7 protein-coding genes are annotated in these 14,943 nt (G+C 62.8%); 2 read left to right on the top strand and 5 right to left on the bottom strand.

Annotated elements, in window-relative coordinates:
* Position 1 precedes the first annotated feature (1 nt).
* From ASG19_RS10640 to ASG19_RS10630, 3 genes are all read right to left on the bottom strand, one after another.
* Positions 2-3,730 (bottom strand): AsmA-like C-terminal region-containing protein, encoded by a 3,729-nt coding sequence (locus ASG19_RS10640; protein ID WP_244476139.1) that lies wholly within the window; start codon positions 3,728-3,730, stop codon positions 2-4.
* 87 nt (positions 3,731-3,817) lie between these two features.
* On the bottom strand, positions 3,818-5,233 hold the full coding sequence (locus ASG19_RS10635) for an FAD-linked oxidase C-terminal domain-containing protein (protein WP_062456259.1): 1,416 nt from the start codon (positions 5,231-5,233) through the stop codon (positions 3,818-3,820).
* A gap of 87 nt (positions 5,234-5,320) precedes the next feature.
* A complete protein-coding gene (locus tag ASG19_RS10630) occupies positions 5,321-6,184 on the bottom strand; it encodes a DMT family transporter (protein WP_062456257.1) in 864 nt (287 codons plus the stop codon).
* A gap of 94 nt (positions 6,185-6,278) precedes the next feature.
* On the opposite strand from ASG19_RS10630, the gene ASG19_RS10625 reads away from it, so the two are divergent.
* The gene (locus tag ASG19_RS10625) at positions 6,279-7,715 is read left to right on the top strand and encodes a PLP-dependent aminotransferase family protein (RefSeq protein ID WP_062456254.1); all 1,437 of its coding nucleotides are present in this window, start codon (positions 6,279-6,281) and stop codon (positions 7,713-7,715) included.
* Between the two features lie 10 nt (positions 7,716-7,725).
* Here ASG19_RS10625 and ASG19_RS10620 read toward each other — a convergent pair whose 3' ends face one another.
* Positions 7,726-10,920: an efflux RND transporter permease subunit gene (locus ASG19_RS10620; protein WP_062456252.1), complete on the bottom strand. Its 3,195-nt coding sequence runs from the start codon at positions 10,918-10,920 to the stop codon at positions 7,726-7,728.
* Positions 10,917-12,095: an efflux RND transporter periplasmic adaptor subunit gene (locus tag ASG19_RS10615; protein ID WP_062456249.1), complete on the bottom strand. Its 1,179-nt coding sequence runs from the start codon at positions 12,093-12,095 to the stop codon at positions 10,917-10,919. The genes ASG19_RS10620 and ASG19_RS10615 overlap by 4 nt, the downstream gene beginning before the upstream one ends.
* Positions 12,096-12,313: 218 nt before the next feature.
* Here ASG19_RS10615 and ASG19_RS10610 point away from each other — a divergent pair, with 218 nt between their 5' ends.
* Positions 12,314-14,890, top strand: coding sequence for a UvrD-helicase domain-containing protein (locus ASG19_RS10610; RefSeq protein WP_062456246.1), 2,577 nt, complete (start codon positions 12,314-12,316; stop codon positions 14,888-14,890).
* Positions 14,891-14,943: the final 53 nt, after the last annotated feature.

The raw sequence follows: 14,943 nt of genomic DNA, 5'->3' as shown, positions 1-14,943 counted from the left end.
CTCACGGCTGCACGCCCGGCAAACTGGGGTTTGAGGAGCGACCCGTACCCGAAGGCTGCTCCTGGAAAAGGTCGCCGGCGGGTGGCATCGTGAACGGCGCCGGCGCCGATGGCTGCTGGTTCTGCCTTTGGATTTCCCGTTGCCGCTCCTGCTGGAGCCGGGCTGCTTCAGCGCGCCTTGCTGCCTCCTGCCGTTCGGCTTCCTGGCTTCTGCGTTCTGCCTCCGCCGCCTCCTGGCGTGCCCGCTCCTCGGCCTCTGCCTTCACGCGTGCCGCCTCCCGTTCCACGCCACGGAACGTGTAGAGCGCGACTTCGCGGCGCAGCCGCTGTTTCTCGAGCACGCTTGCCTGCAGCGTCTCGACGCGGCGGCGTTCCTGTTCGAAGGCCCGCAGTGACAGGAAGTTTGCCATTGCGGCCATATCGATGCGCTGTTCCGGCTGCTCAAGCGATCCGGAATAACCGAGCGTGACAGTCGGTTCTCCGCCCGCCACAGCCTCTTCACCCGCATCGTAACGGACCGACAGCACGGCATCGATGCGGCTATCGACAAAGTCGAGCACGCCCTCAGCCGAGACCTGTGCGGCGCCGGCCGTTGCGGTAAAATTCTGAACCCGTGCGGCGCCGCCGGTAATCGTCATCGGAATGGTGACGGACCCGAGCCGGGCTGTCCCTTTCAGGACCTCAGTTGTCACGATCGGGCGAACCGCCGCCTCGTTGACCTCACCCTGCAGCCTGTCGGCACCGGCAAGAACTGGCGCGAGCGCATCCGGATTGATCCCGGCAATCTCGAAATTCTTGAGGCGAATCTCGCCGGAGCCGCTGACGCCATGCATGAGTTCGTCCATGGTCTTGCCCGTCGCCTCGATGCTGACAGTGCTGTCCAGCCTGCCCGTCGCGACCGGTGTGCCGCCCTTTTGCCAGACGAGCGGCGCGAGATCGGCGTTTTCGACCTGCAGCTTTGCCTGGACGATACCGGTTGCATCGCCGTTCGACATCATCAGCCGTCCGGACAGCTTTCCGCCCTGCCAGGTTCCGGACGCGTTGTCGATCGTCAGACCACCGGCTTTGCCGTTCACCCTGCCCGAAAAACCGGTAATTGTTCCAAGCGCATCGGCCCGCAGCGTTTTTGCCGACAGATTGATGCCGACATCCGTCGATCCAATCAGCGGCGTGGCGAACGGCGTCTTCGATGGGGCGCCTGTCACGCCATTCTCCATCGGCCCGAATACCGCCTCGCCCATCCAGGCAAGATCGATCGTGTCGACAGACATATCGCCGGTAACGGGCAGGCCGGGAGCGCGGCGATCGGCGGACAGCGACCCGCCGACAGCGTTTCCGGCAAGCTCGCCAGTGAGGCCCGAAACTTTCACAGTGTCCGCCGAAAGCTCGACATCGGCTGCGAGATCGACAGGCAGTCCGCTGCCAAATTGCGGCAGGCTGACACCGGTAACCAGAAGATAGGGCTCGATATCGGCGCTCTTGAGCGACACCCGCGCGCGCCCTTCGCCAAATCCGGCATTCTGGATATTCACGTCGCCGGCCATCAGCAGAGATGTCTTGGGCGTCGTGAAGCTCAGTTCGGTGGTGGCCGCTTGCTGTTCCTTTTGCTGCAAGGTCAGCGCCAACCTTCCCGCGCCGTCACCATCGAAAGGCAAGGGATCGAGACCGGCTTGACCCAGCAGGACCGTCGCCTTCGGGTTGGCAAGCGATGCAGACAGCGTCATCGCGTTGCCTGCCGTGAGATCGAAGATGCCGGGTAGCTTTAGATCCGCATCGACCGTGCTGCCATTCGCCTTGCCGCGCAGCTTGATATTGGCACCGCCAAGACCGCTGCCGCCGAGCGAAATATCGGCGATCAGATCTGAATCCGCATACCAGCTGCCGTTTCGGGCCAACCGGTCGAGCAACGGATGATGCGGCAGCCGATCCCGCAGCATGGTGATGAAAGACGTAGGGTCCGGTGAACGGAAACTCACCGACCCGGTCCCGCCGTAGGAAACCAGCGAGCCCTCGAACATGCCTTTGGCGGACAAGGTGGCACCCTCGATATCTCCGACAGTCAGCCGCTCCAGCGACAACACGCCCTCGGCCACGCTAAACGCGGTATCGACCTTGGTTGCGACGACGCCTAGAGCCGTCAGCCGGTCGGCCTTGAGGCTTGCTGCGACCCGGTGATCCAGCACGTCCTGACCGGCATCGTCGCCGGTGACCAGCGACGCGAGCGCGCGCATGGCGTCGATATCGATCTCGTTGCCGGCAAGCGCCATGGAAAGGCTTGGCGCCTGGCCGTTCGGCGACTGGCGCTCCAGCCTTCCTTTTAGCGTTGCAGGGCCTATCCCAAGTTCCAGAGCTTCGAACCGCTGAAGTTCCGGCGTGAGGTTCACCTTGGCCGAGAAGCCGGCGTTTTTCAGCTGCCGGATCGCAGGATCAACGCTGCCGGACAGCCAGTCGGCAAGCCCGGAGGGCTGTGTCGATGCAACCAGCATGTCGCCGACGAAAGCGGTTCGGTTTGCAAGGTTGAGATTTCCCTTGGCCTCCAGCTGGGTGCGGCCCGGCAGGGTGGCAGTCACGTTGTCGACGGCCCAGCCGCGGCCGGCCGGTCTGACGTCGAGATGGATGTCGCGGATCGTTGTGTCGTTGAAGACGATCGCCGGCAGCTTGAGGTTGACCCGCCCCGGTACCTGCGGGATCGGGATCGATGCAACCATCTGCACGAAGGCATTGAGGCGACGCTGCGCGGAGGCGGCCGGATTGCGACCCGTCTTTGCCTGCGGCCCTTCGCTCAGGCGGTTGACGTCGATCTGCTGGCCATCGGCCGTCAGCAGGAATTCCGGCTTCGGCCCTGTATCGAGCGTTGCCTCGCCGGTGACGATGTAAGGGTTTTCCTTCGGACCGACTTCGACCCGGTATTGCGGAATGCGGGCGCGCTCGCCGGTCAGCTCAAAATCGCCGGACACGCGCGGACCGGGCGGCGGCGCCTTGACCGGCTCGGACTCGTCTTCTTCCTGCAGGAAGGCAAGGTTGAACTTGCCATTGTAGCTGGGCTTGTTGTCGACCGCGGCAAGTTCGCCATCGAAATCGACCACGACCGGATGGGCATCCGGCCAGACGCGAAGCCGCAACGGAATCTGCCGTCCCTCGGCAGCGGCTTCACCGCTTGTCAGGCTGAAGCGGGCCTCCTGGCCATCCAGCACCGCATTGCCCTCGCCCCGCCATGGCCCGGCAAGCGTCCCCGCCGACAGGTCGGTGGACAGTCCGGTCATGTGGCGGACCTGGCCGTTGCGATCGTCGATGATCTCGATTTCGCCACCCATGATATGGACGTCTTCGAGAATGACGCTGCGGGCCGCGATCGTCGGGCGACTGCCGCGCAGCCATTCGAACGTGCCGTCCTTCAGGATGCGGAAGCGAACCTTCGGCTTGTCAATGCGCATATCGAAAATGCGGGCCTCGCCGGAGAGAAACGGCGCGAGTTCCATATCCATCGAGAATTGCGCCACCTGCACGAGCGGCTGGCCATCGACGTCCTGGCCGACGCGCACGTCATGCAGTGTAACCGACGGAAATGGGAGGATCCGCGCATCGACCGAGCCGTGGACGGCGACCTTCTTGCCGAGCAGACGGCTGGCCTGATCCTCGAAAGCGACGCGGAAGCTCGACCAGTCGACAAAGAACGGCACCAGCAGCGCCGCAAACAGCGCCGCCACGACCAATCCGCCCAAAGCCAACATGATGCGTCCGAGCACCGGCCTATCTCCCTGTTTCTATGGCAAGAGTAGTTCCACGCGCCGGACTGGCAAGTCAATCATTGGGAAGTGTTATTCCGCGATGCGGAAGATCTTTCCCGGATTGAAGAGGTTTTGCGGATCAAAGCCTTTCTTGATCGACCGCATCAGCTCGACGGCACCGCCCAGTTCCTCGTCGAGATAGGACATCTTGCCCTGCCCGACGCCGTGTTCGCCGGTGCAGGTTCCGTCCATCGCGAGAGCACGGCGGCTCAGGCGTCCCGTAAACGCCTCGACATTGGCAACGGAAGCCGGATCCTTGTCGTCGAAAAGCACGAGAACATGGAAATTGCCATCGCCCGCATGGCCGACGATCGGCGCCAGAAGCCCTGCTTCACGAATATCGGCCTGGGTTTCGGCCACGCATTCCGCCAGCCGCGAGATCGGCACGCAGACATCGGTCGAAAGCCCGTTGAGCGACGGATCGAGCGCGCGGCCGGCCCAGTAGGCATTGTGGCGGGCGTTCCACAGCTTCGTGCGTTCCTCGGCATTGGCAGTCCAATGGAACTCGTCGCCGCCACAGTCGGAGGCAATCTCGGCAAACTGTTCCGACTGGATGCGGACCGTTTCCTCGGTGCCGTGGAATTCGAGAAACAACGTCGGCTTCTCCGGGTAGGATAGGCCCGAATAGGCATTGCAGGCGCGGATCTGCACGTCGTCCAAAAGTTCGATACGGGCAACCGGAATGCCCATCTGAATGGTCATGATGACGGCATCGCAGGCAGCCTCGACGCTCGGGAAGGCGCAGACGCCACCGCCGATCTTCTCCGGAATGCCCTGAAGCTTCAGCGTCACCGAGGTGATCACGCCGAGCGTCCCTTCGGAGCCCACGAAGAGCCGGGTCAGATCGTAGCCGGCCGAGGATTTGCGGGCGCGACGCGCGGTGCGGATCTCTTCGCCATCGGCGGTCACCACGGTCAGCGCCAGGACATTGTCCTTCATCGTGCCGTAACGCACCGCGTTGGTGCCCGACGCACGCGTCGACGCCATGCCGCCGATCGTTGCGTTGGCACCGGGATCGATCGGAAAGAACAGGCCGGTATCGCGCAGTTCGCGGTTGAGCTCCTCACGCGTGATCCCTGGCTCGACGGTGACGTCGAGATCTTCAGGGCTGATGCGAAGGACCTTGTTCATGCGGCTGAAATCGATCGAAATGCCGCCGGACGGCGCATTCACCTGACCTTCCAGAGAGGAACCGACGCCAAACGGGATCATCGGAACCCGATGTTCGCCGCACACCTTCACCACGGTCTTCACGTCGTCGCTCGTCTCGACGAACACGACGCCATCGGGAAGCTGGCCCGGAAGATAGGTGGTCGTGTGTGCATGCTGTTCGCGGAACGACTGGCCGGTCTGGAACCGTTCGCCGAAAGCCTGTTTCAAGATCCCGAGGACCGCGGCAATGCCCTCCTCGTTCCGTTGGCCTGCCTTCACGTCGCGAATTGCCATGCTACGTCTCCTCAAGATGCTAGGGCTTGGTTAGGAGACACGGCAAGGTTTGTCCAGAACGAACAACCCCGCATCGGTACGGTGGGCCTATCGCGCGAAGCGGCGAGCACCGGCGACGCAGAGGATGACGGCCAGCGTGACCACGATCATCATCGGGCTGATGCTTTCACCGAGCAGCAGGGCGGCAAGCACGAGGCCGAAGAATGGCTGCGTCAGCTGCAGCTGGCCCACCGCAGCAATGCCGCCCTGCGCCAGCCCGCGGTACCAGAAGATGAAACCGATCAGCATGCTGAAGAGTGAGACATAGCCGAGGCCAAGCCATGCCGGCATGCGGATTGCTGAGAAATCCGGCGGCAGCTGCGTAAGCGTGATGACGACCATCACCGGCAGAGATAGAACAAGCGCCCAGCAGATCACCTGCCATCCCCCAAGCGTCCGCGACAGGCGGCCACCTTCCGCATAACCGAGGCCGCAGACGAGAACCGCGGCAAGCATCATGCCGTCGCCATAGGGTGACGCCATCACACCCTGCGACAGCGCAAAACCGGCAACGCAAGCGCTCCCGGCAATCGCGAAGATCCAGAATGCCCGCCTGGGTCTCTCGCCACCGCGCAGAACCGCAAAGCATGCCGTCGCGAGCGGCAACAGAGCGATGAAGACGATGGAATGGGCCGATGTCACGTGCTGGAGTGCCAGCGCAGTGAGAAGCGGAAAACCCACCACGACGCCGAGCGCGATGACCACAAGAGACACGAGGTCGCGGCGCGACGGCCATTTCTCCCGGAAAACAAGGAGAATGCAGAGCGCGAGGATGCCGGCAATCGCGGCGCGGGCAACGGTCAGAAAAACCGGATCGAACTGCGTGACGGCAACCCTTGTCGCCGGCAGCGACCCGCTGAAGATGATCACGCCGATCATGCCGTTGATCCAACCTGAAAGAGAACGATCCATAAGCCTGCATACCCCTACCAAAAGCCTTCGACGCTTATGCACGCAAGCCTCTGGCCGCGACAGCTACACTCAGGTACGATTTGACAAAACTGTAATGGTGCATGAGGCAGTACGGATGGACTTGGGGACGCAAGGTGGGCAGAAGGTCGCTATGGTCGTTGCGACCATTCGGCAACGGATTTCCGGGCGCAGCCTTGTGCCCGGAGCAAAGCTTCCCTCCGTGCGCAGCCTCGCGGCAACTCTTAAAGTCTCCACCTCCACCGTCGTCGATGCCTACGACCGGCTGACGGCAGAGGGCGTGATCACCTCCCGCCCCGGCTCCGGTTTCTACGTTGCCAGCCAGACGGCACCGTTGTCGCTCGCGCAGATCGGTCCGAAGCTCGACCGCGCCGTCGATCCCTTGTGGGTGTCGCGGCAATCGCTCGATGTCCGGCGCGATGGCCTCACGCCGGGTTGTGGCTGGCTACCGCCATCCTGGTTACCGGACGAGACCCTGCGGCGATCGCTTCGCACGCTGTCCCGCGGCGATACGGCAGCGCTTACGGACTACGGTTCTCCGCTCGGCCTGGCACCGCTTCGAAGCCTGATTGCGCGCAGAATGGGAGAGCGCGGCATCGAGGCGTCGCCCGACCAGATCGTATTGACAGATTCCGGTACCCAGGCGATCGACCTTCTATGCCGGTTCCTGATCGAGCCCGGAGACACGGTCCTTGTGGACGACCCGTGCTATTTCAATTTCCAGGCAATCCTGCGCGCTCACCGAGCCCGGATCGTCGGCGTGCCCTATACGCCGAACGGGCCTGATCTAGACGCTTTCTCAAACGTCCTCGCTGAGCACCGCCCTCGCCTCTACATCACCAATTCGGCGGTCCACAATCCGACGGGGGCAACGCTCAGTCCCGTCACTGCGCATCGCGTCCTGAAACTAGCCGAACAGTTCGGCCTGACGATCGTCGAGGACGATATCTTTGCGGATTTCGAGCACACGCCGGCACCGAGGCTGGCCGCCTTCGACGGTCTGGACCGGGTCATTCATATCGGCAGCTTTTCGAAAACGCTGTCCGCTTCGTTCCGCTGCGGCTTCATCGCCACGAAGCGCGAATGGATCGAGGGTCTGACGGACCTCAAGATCGCGACCTCGTTCGGCGGGCCATCGCTTGCGTCCGAACTGGTCTATCAGGCGCTGAGCGATGCCAGCTACCGAAAGCACCTGGACACGATAAGGGGGCGGCTCGCCGGCGCAAGGGTCGAGGTATCGGCACGGCTAAGAGCGATCGGCATCGTGCCGTGGATCGAGCCGCAGGCAGGCATGTTTCTGTGGTGCCAGCTGCCCGATGGTCTCGATTCCGCGGACGTGGCGCGGGCGGCACTGAAGCACAACATCGTGCTCGCCCCGGGCAATGTCTTCAGCCCGTCGCAATCAGCGGCGAGCTCCATGCGCTTCAACGTGTCACAATCGCTCGACGGCCGGATCTACGACGTCCTGAAGCAGATTTTCGCCGACATGCGACCCCCCGAAAACGCTGCCTGAAGGCAAGCCCCTACTCCGCAGCCATCAGCTGCTGCTCTTTCGTATCGTTGGCGCGTCCTTTGCGGGCGCTTTCCAGCTCGTCCTGCAGACGCTGTTCCTCATGCATCTGCGGCTTGGAGAAGCGGGCAATCAGAAGGTAGGCGACGGGGGTTATGTAGAGCGTCACCATGGTTGCCATGCCGAGGCCACCGACGATCACCCAGCCGAGCGCGATACGGGCTTCGGCACCGGCGCCCTTGGCAAGAACCAGAGGCACGCCGCCGATCACGGTGGCGATCATCGTCATCATCACCGGTCGAAGACGGATCGCGCACGCCCGTTCGATCGCCTCGCGGCAGGAGGCGCCCTCGTTGCGGAGATGGTTGGCAAACTCGACGATCAGAATGCCGTTTTTCGCCATTACCCCGACAAGCAGCACAAGCCCGATCTGGCTATAGACGTTGAGACTGGAGCCCGTCAGCACCAGCGCGAAGGCAGCACACGCTAGTCCCAGCGGCACGGTGGACATGATGATGATCGACGACAGGACGCTTTCGAACTGCGCCGCAAGCACCAGGAAGATGATGGCGATCGCAAAGCCGAATGTCAGCGCCATGCCGCTCGAGTTTTCCTTGAGTGTCGCAGCCTCTGCTAGCGGAATGAGACGCGATCCGGCAGGCAGAAGTGGCTGGGCAAGCTCGGTCGCCACCTGGACCGCCTGACCGAGCGAGACCCCATCCTTAAGGCTCGCCGAGAAGGAAACGGCCGCGAGCCTTTGTTCACGGGTGAGCCTTGGCGCGACGGCCCTTTCTTCAAGTGTCGCCACGGTCGAAAGCGGCACCATGCGGCCATCCTTGGCCTTCAGGAAAATGTTCTCGAGATCCGTCGGATCGTCGATCGGACGAGTGGTCGATGTCAACTTGACCGGCGTCGCCTCGCCGTCGACAAACACGTCCACCACAGACCGCCCTTCGAGAAGAGACTGCAGCGACGTGCCGAGATTGGTGATGTCGATCCCGAGGTCGGATGCCCGCTCGCGGTTTACCGACACAAAAATTTGCGCCTGTGTCGGCTCGTTGTTGAGACGCGGCGTATCGAACATTCCGCTCGCGCGCAGCTGGTCCACCAGTTTCAGTGCGGCGGCCGTCAGCTGTTCGTGGTTGGTGCCGACCATCGCCATCTGCAACCCGTTGCCGGCGCCGCGGATACGCAGACTGTTCTGCTGCGTCGCAAAGGCGCGAAGCGACGGCACGGTCGCGGTGGCCGCGTTGATATCGCGCACGATATCGGCCTGGCTGCGCTCTCGCTCGGACCACGGTGCAAGGGTCAGAACCATGAAGCCGTTATTGGTGGCGCCACCCTGTCCCGAGATCGAATAGATGTTTTGGATCTCGCCGGAAGCCACCAGCGGCTGCAGTTTTTCTTCGATCTGCTGCAGCTTGTCGCGCATATATTGCAGGCTGATGCCTTCGGGTGCCGTCGCCCGCAGCATGACCATGGCCCGGTCTTCCGGTGGGGTAAGTTCGCTCTTGACTGTCTTGAAGGCCATATATCCGGCACCGCCGAACAGCAGCGCAAAGACGATGACGATCGCCGGCGCGCCAAGGCAGGCATGCAGCGTCACCCGGTAGAAATTGGCAAACAGCGTGCCGAACCGGCCAAGCAGGCCGTCGTTCTTTTCCTGTATCGGCTTTGTCAGCATGCGCGAGGCAAGCATCGGGCAAAGCGTCAGCGCCGTAACCGAAGACAGCGCGACGGCAAACGCCAGAACGAAACCGAACTCGCGGAACAGGCCGCCCATCTGGCCGGGGAGGAAGGATAGCGGAATAAACACGGCGGCAAGCGTCGCGGTCGTCGCCAGCACCGCGAAGAAAACCTCCTGCGTGCCAATCACGGCGGCCGCGCGCGGACCCATCCCCTCGGATCGTCGCCGCACGATATTTTCGAGAACGACGATCGCGTCATCCACCACAAGGCCGGTCGCGAGCACGATCGCCAGCAGCGTCAGAATGTTGATCGAGAACCCGACGGCATAGATCGCGACCAGCGTACCGATCAGCGCCACCGGCATGGTAAGCGCCGGGATCAGCGTCGCCTTCCAGTCGCGCAGGAAGAGATAGATGACCGCAATGACGATCGTTCCCGACAGCGCCAGCGCGATCTCGACCTCGTGCAGCGCGCCTTCGATGAACACCGCGTCATCACTGGTGATGGCAATGCGCGTGCCCTTGGGCAACGTCTTCTGGAGATCGGCGACGGCGGCCCTTACACCTTCCGAAATGCTGAGCGTATTCGATTGCGCCTGGCGCAGAACGCCAAGACCAACGCCCGGAACGCCATTTGATCGCAATGCCGTCGTGCCATCATCCGGCCCGAGCATTACGGTCGCCACGTCGCGCAGCCGGACATTGTTGCCCAGCATGACGTTTTCGAAGTCTTCGGGCTTGGTCAGGCTCGCCGTCGCGCGCACGACGATGTCCTGCGTCGAGGATTCGAGCGACCCGGCGGGCACGTCGAGCGCAGCCGTCGAAAGCGCCTCGGCCAGATCCGCAATCGTCAGTCCGCGACTGGCGAGCGCCGTCTGGTTCACGTCGACGCGGAATACCTTCTCCTGATCGCCGTAGAGTTCCACGTCGGCCACGCCATCCACCGACGCAAGCCGGTCGGACACCTCGTTATCGACCAGAAGCGTCAGGTCTTCCATGGAGAGCGTGTTCGACGTGACGGCAAGCCGCATGATTGGCTGGCTGTCGGAATCGGCCTTGACGATACGCGGCTCGTCCACATCGTCGGGCAGCTGCCCGGTGACGCGTCCAAGCGCATCGCGCACGTCGTTGGCCGCGACCGCAAGATCGGCGGTGTCGTTGAATTCCAGCGTGACGCGGCTCTGGCCGAACTGCGATTCCGACGAAACGGCCTTGAGGCCGGCCACACGGGCAACCGCGCCCTCGATGATATCGGTCACCTCCTGGTCCATCGTCTGGGCAGAAGCGCCGTCATAGGTGGTGCGGATGGTGATGACCGGCTGGTCCACATCCGGCAACTCGCGCACCTCGACCCCCGCCAGAGCGGCAAGGCCTGCGACGACGAGAAGCGTATTCAGAACCGCGGCAAGAACCGGACGACGCACGAAGAGCGCGGTGAAGCCGTTCTGCTTGCCGCCAGACTGGCCGGACTGGTTCGCCGAAGGGTCGTTATTGGAGTTTCCGCTGTGGTTGCTGCTCATCGGCTGGCGACCTCCGGCGGCTTTTCACCGGCAATACGAACGGCACCGTTTGCGCGAACCCGCTGGAGGCCCTCAGTCGCAACGATATCGCCATCCTTCAGATTGGCTGAAACGAGGATCGCATCGGGATTGCGCTGGATCACCCTCACCCGCTCCTTGACCGATTTGTGATCGACGATATGCCAGACGAACGAGCCTTTCGCATCCCACTGGACTGCAAGCGGATCGACGCTTGGAAAGGTCTCGCCCGGAAACCGCATCGTCACGCCGAAAGACATGCCGGCGCGGAGTTCGTCATCAACATTGGGAATTCTGGCACGAATGCGGATCGTACGGCTTGCCGGATCGACCCTGTTGTCGACGGCCTCGACCGAACCCTCGAAGGTGCGGCCTGGACGCGAGACGGAGGCGGCCTCGACCGGCATGCCAGGCTTGACCTGAACCGCGAAACGCTCCGGCGCCCAGAAATCCACCAGCAGCTCGGTACGGTTGTCGATCGTCACGATATTGCTCGCGGTCGTGACGTTGTCACCGATATTGACCGCGACGATGCCGACGATCCCATCGATTGGCGCGACGACCGAGCGACGCTTCAGCGCCAGTTCGGCGTTGGTGACCGTCAGCTGCGCCGTTTCGGACGCAATCTGCGCGTCGAGCACGTCGAGGCGGGAGAAGCTCTTGAGGTTCCGGTAAGTATCGGATTTCTCACGCGCACTGCGCAACACCACCTGCGCCTGATCGCGCAGGATGATCTGCTCATCGTCATCGAGCTGCGCAAGAATCTGGCCCTTTTTGACCATGTCGCCGGATTTGACGAGGATCTCGTTTACGGTGCCCGTCGCCTGCGGCATCACGATAACCGACTGGATCGCCTCGCCGTCACCGATCGCCGACAGTCTGTCGTTGACCACACCGGTTCCGACGGGTCTGGTTGCAACCAACACCACCTGGCTCTCACCGCCGCCCCGCTGCCCGCCGCGCGATGACGAAGCCGGTGAGCCCGCAACCGTTGCGGCCGCCGGCTCGGCGACATCAGGATTGATGGAAGTCACCATGCCTGCGGGAACGCCCATCGAAATCAGTGACCGCCCGGCATCTGCCGACAGGTAGACCCAGAGACAGAGCCCTCCGAGCAGTACCGCAACCGACATCAGAAGCTGGTTCCAGATCCGCATTCATTCCTCGCAAGTCTATCGATAAGTGGTGCAAGTATCCCCGTTTCGCGCCCAACTGGCAAGGTCGAGGAACCTACCTTACTGTTTTGTAACATCACGCGATTTCACGGATGTGTCAGAGCTTCAACGACACGAATCCGAACGATTCCTAGGGGAAACACAGGAATGAAAAGAGAACATCGGCTGGTCTTTCGAGCCCGAATCACTACATTGGCCGGATGAGTAACAGTTACGACGACATTCCTTTCTTCGATGAGGAGCCGGAGCCCGCCCCCCGCAAGGCGCGAGGCGAAGACCAATCGGACCAGCGCCCGGTGCCGGCATCGGCTGGCAACCATGGTTCGGCTCCCGTTCCTGCTGGTAGTTCCGGTGGTGCCTCCGGTGGTTTGGGGATCGCGGCACGGGCCATGGCGGCGCGCGGCGGCAACCGGCCGTCGCCCGACTATATGACTGGCCTTAACCCGGAACAGCGCGAAGCAGTCGAGACTTTGGATGGACCCGTTCTGGTTCTGGCGGGCGCCGGAACCGGCAAGACGCGGGTGCTGACCACCCGTATTGCCCATCTGCTGGAGACCGGCCGCGCCTATCCGAGCCAGATTCTCGCCGTGACCTTTACCAACAAGGCTGCGCGCGAGATGAAGGAGCGCATCGGCGTTCTCGTCGGCGGCGCCGTCGAAGGCATGCCGTGGCTCGGCACGTTTCACTCGATCGGCGTCAAACTGCTGCGGCGCCATTCGGAGCTGGTCGGCCTGCGATCCGATTTCACCATCTTAGACACCGACGACGTCGTGCGCCTGATCAAGCAGCTCATCCAGGCGGAAGGTCTGGATGACAAGCGCTGGCCGGCCAAGCAGTTCGCCGGCATGATCGATGGCTGGAAGAACAAGGGCCTGTTGCCGCCCGACATTCCGGAAGGCGACGCCCGGGCCTTTGCCAACGGCAAGGGCCGCGAACTCTATGCCGCCTATCAGGCCCGCCTGCGCACGCTCAACGCCTGCGATTTCGGCGACCTTCTGCTGCACCCGATCGCCCTGTTCCGCAAGGCACCGGATCTGCTGAAGGAATACCACCAGCGGTTCCGCTATATCCTCGTCGACGAGTATCAGGACACCAATACGGCCCAGTATATGTGGCTGCGTCTTCTCGCTCAGCGCCCGAAGGATGTGCCGCAAAACGTCTGCTGCGTCGGCGACGACGACCAGTCGATCTATGGTTGGCGCGGCGCCGAAGTGGAAAACATCCTTCGCTTCGACAAGGATTTCCCGGGCGCCAAGGTCATCAAGCTTGAGCGCAACTACCGCTCGACTGAGCATATCCTCGGCGCTGCCGGCCATCTGATCGCCCATAACGAAGGACGCCTCGGCAAGACGCTGTTTACCGACCGGGTCGATCCCGAGGACGAAAAGGTCATCGTCCACGCCGCCTGGGATAGCGAAGAGGAAGCCCGTGCCGTCGGTGAGGAGATCGAGCGGCTGCAGCGCGGCGATGGTCGCAGCGATGCCAAGAAACACGCGCTGAACGACATGGCGATCCTGGTGCGCGCCTCGTTCCAGATGCGCGAGTTCGAAGACCGGTTCGTGACGCTCGGCCTCAACTACCGCGTCATCGGCGGCCCGCGCTTTTACGAGCGGCTCGAGATCCGCGATGCGATGGCCTATTTCCGCATGGTCTGCCAGCCGGCCGACGACCTTGCCTTTGAGCGCATCGTCAACACACCAAAGCGCGGCCTCGGCGACACGACCATACGCTACCTGCATGACAGCGCCCGCGCCCGCGATGTGCCCATGCTTCAGGCCGCAAGCGAAATGATCGAGACCGACGAGCTGAAGCCGAAGGCCCGCAAGGCCCTGTTCGATGTCGTGCAGAATTTTCGCAACTGGCAGGCACGTCTCGAAACCGTGCCGCATACGGAACTGGCCGAGCAGATCCTCGAAGAGTCGGGCTATACCGACATGTGGAAGAACGACAAGACCGCCGAAGCGCCGGGGCGGCTGGAAAACCTCAAGGAACTGATCCGCTCGATGGAGCAGTTCGAGAGCATGCGCGGCTTCCTAGAGCACGTCTCGCTCGTCATGGATGCCGAGACCAACGAGAACCTCGATGCCGTCTCGATCATGACGCTCCACTCGGCCAAGGGTCTGGAATTCGAGACCGTGTTCCTGCCCGGCTGGGAGGAAGGCCTGTTCCCGCACCAGCGCGCGCTGGACGAAGGCGGCCGCTCCGGGCTGGAGGAGGAACGCCGCCTCGCCTATGTCGGCATCACCCGCGCAAAACGCCGCTGCCATATCTGGTTCGTCTCGAACCGCCGCATCCACGGCCTGTGGCAATCCACAATGCCCTCGCGCTTTCTCGATGAACTGCCGCCGAGCCATGTCGATGTCGCGGCATCGGAATCCTCAAGCTTCGGCGGCTATGGCGGCCGCGGCGGCTACGGCCAGTCGCGCTTCGACAAGGCGGATGCCTTCGCCGGCAACTCCTATTCGACGCCCGGCTGGAAACGCGCCCAGGCCAACAAGACAGATGCCACCCGCGACAACTGGGGCAGCCGCTCCGGCCACGCCGTGGAACGCATCGGCTACGGCGAAAGCGGCCCCCGCGGCCGCACGATCGACGGCGAGCTGGTCGCCAAATCGACAACCGACACGCCGTCGAAATTCACCACCGGTGACCGGGTCTTCCACATCAAGTTCGGCAACGGCAATATCACCGCGATCGAAGGCAACAAGCTGACGATCGAGTTCGACAAGGCAGGGCAAAAGCGGGTGCTGGACGGGTTCGTGGAGAAGGCGGGCTGACGAGACGTCTACTCACTCGCAAACGAGGGTCGTGACCATGATGAGGGCTTTAG

The sequence above is a fragment of the Rhizobium sp. Leaf306 genome (assembly GCF_001423425.1).
Classification (GTDB): Bacteria; Pseudomonadota; Alphaproteobacteria; order Rhizobiales; family Rhizobiaceae; genus Neorhizobium; species Neorhizobium soli.
Note: the sequence above shows the minus strand (reverse complement) of the source record. Positions and strands in the feature narration are given on the sequence as shown.

What these genes read in the sequence shown, in the direction of transcription:
- ASG19_RS10630 (WP_062456257.1), bottom strand. Translation starts at nt 6,184, where the DNA reads ATGGATCGTTCTCTTTCAGGTTGGATCAACGGCATGATCGGCGTGATC.
- ASG19_RS10625 (WP_062456254.1), top strand. Translation starts at nt 6,279, where the DNA reads ATGGTGCATGAGGCAGTACGGATGGACTTGGGGACGCAAGGTGGGCAG.
- ASG19_RS10610 (WP_062456246.1), top strand. Translation starts at nt 12,314, where the DNA reads ATGAGTAACAGTTACGACGACATTCCTTTCTTCGATGAGGAGCCGGAG.
- ASG19_RS10640 (WP_244476139.1), bottom strand. Translation starts at nt 3,730, where the DNA reads ATGTTGGCTTTGGGCGGATTGGTCGTGGCGGCGCTGTTTGCGGCGCTG.
- ASG19_RS10635 (WP_062456259.1), bottom strand. Translation starts at nt 5,233, where the DNA reads ATGGCAATTCGCGACGTGAAGGCAGGCCAACGGAACGAGGAGGGCATT.
- ASG19_RS10620 (WP_062456252.1), bottom strand. Translation starts at nt 10,920, where the DNA reads ATGAGCAGCAACCACAGCGGAAACTCCAATAACGACCCTTCGGCGAAC.
- ASG19_RS10615 (WP_062456249.1), bottom strand. Translation starts at nt 12,095, where the DNA reads ATGCGGATCTGGAACCAGCTTCTGATGTCGGTTGCGGTACTGCTCGGA.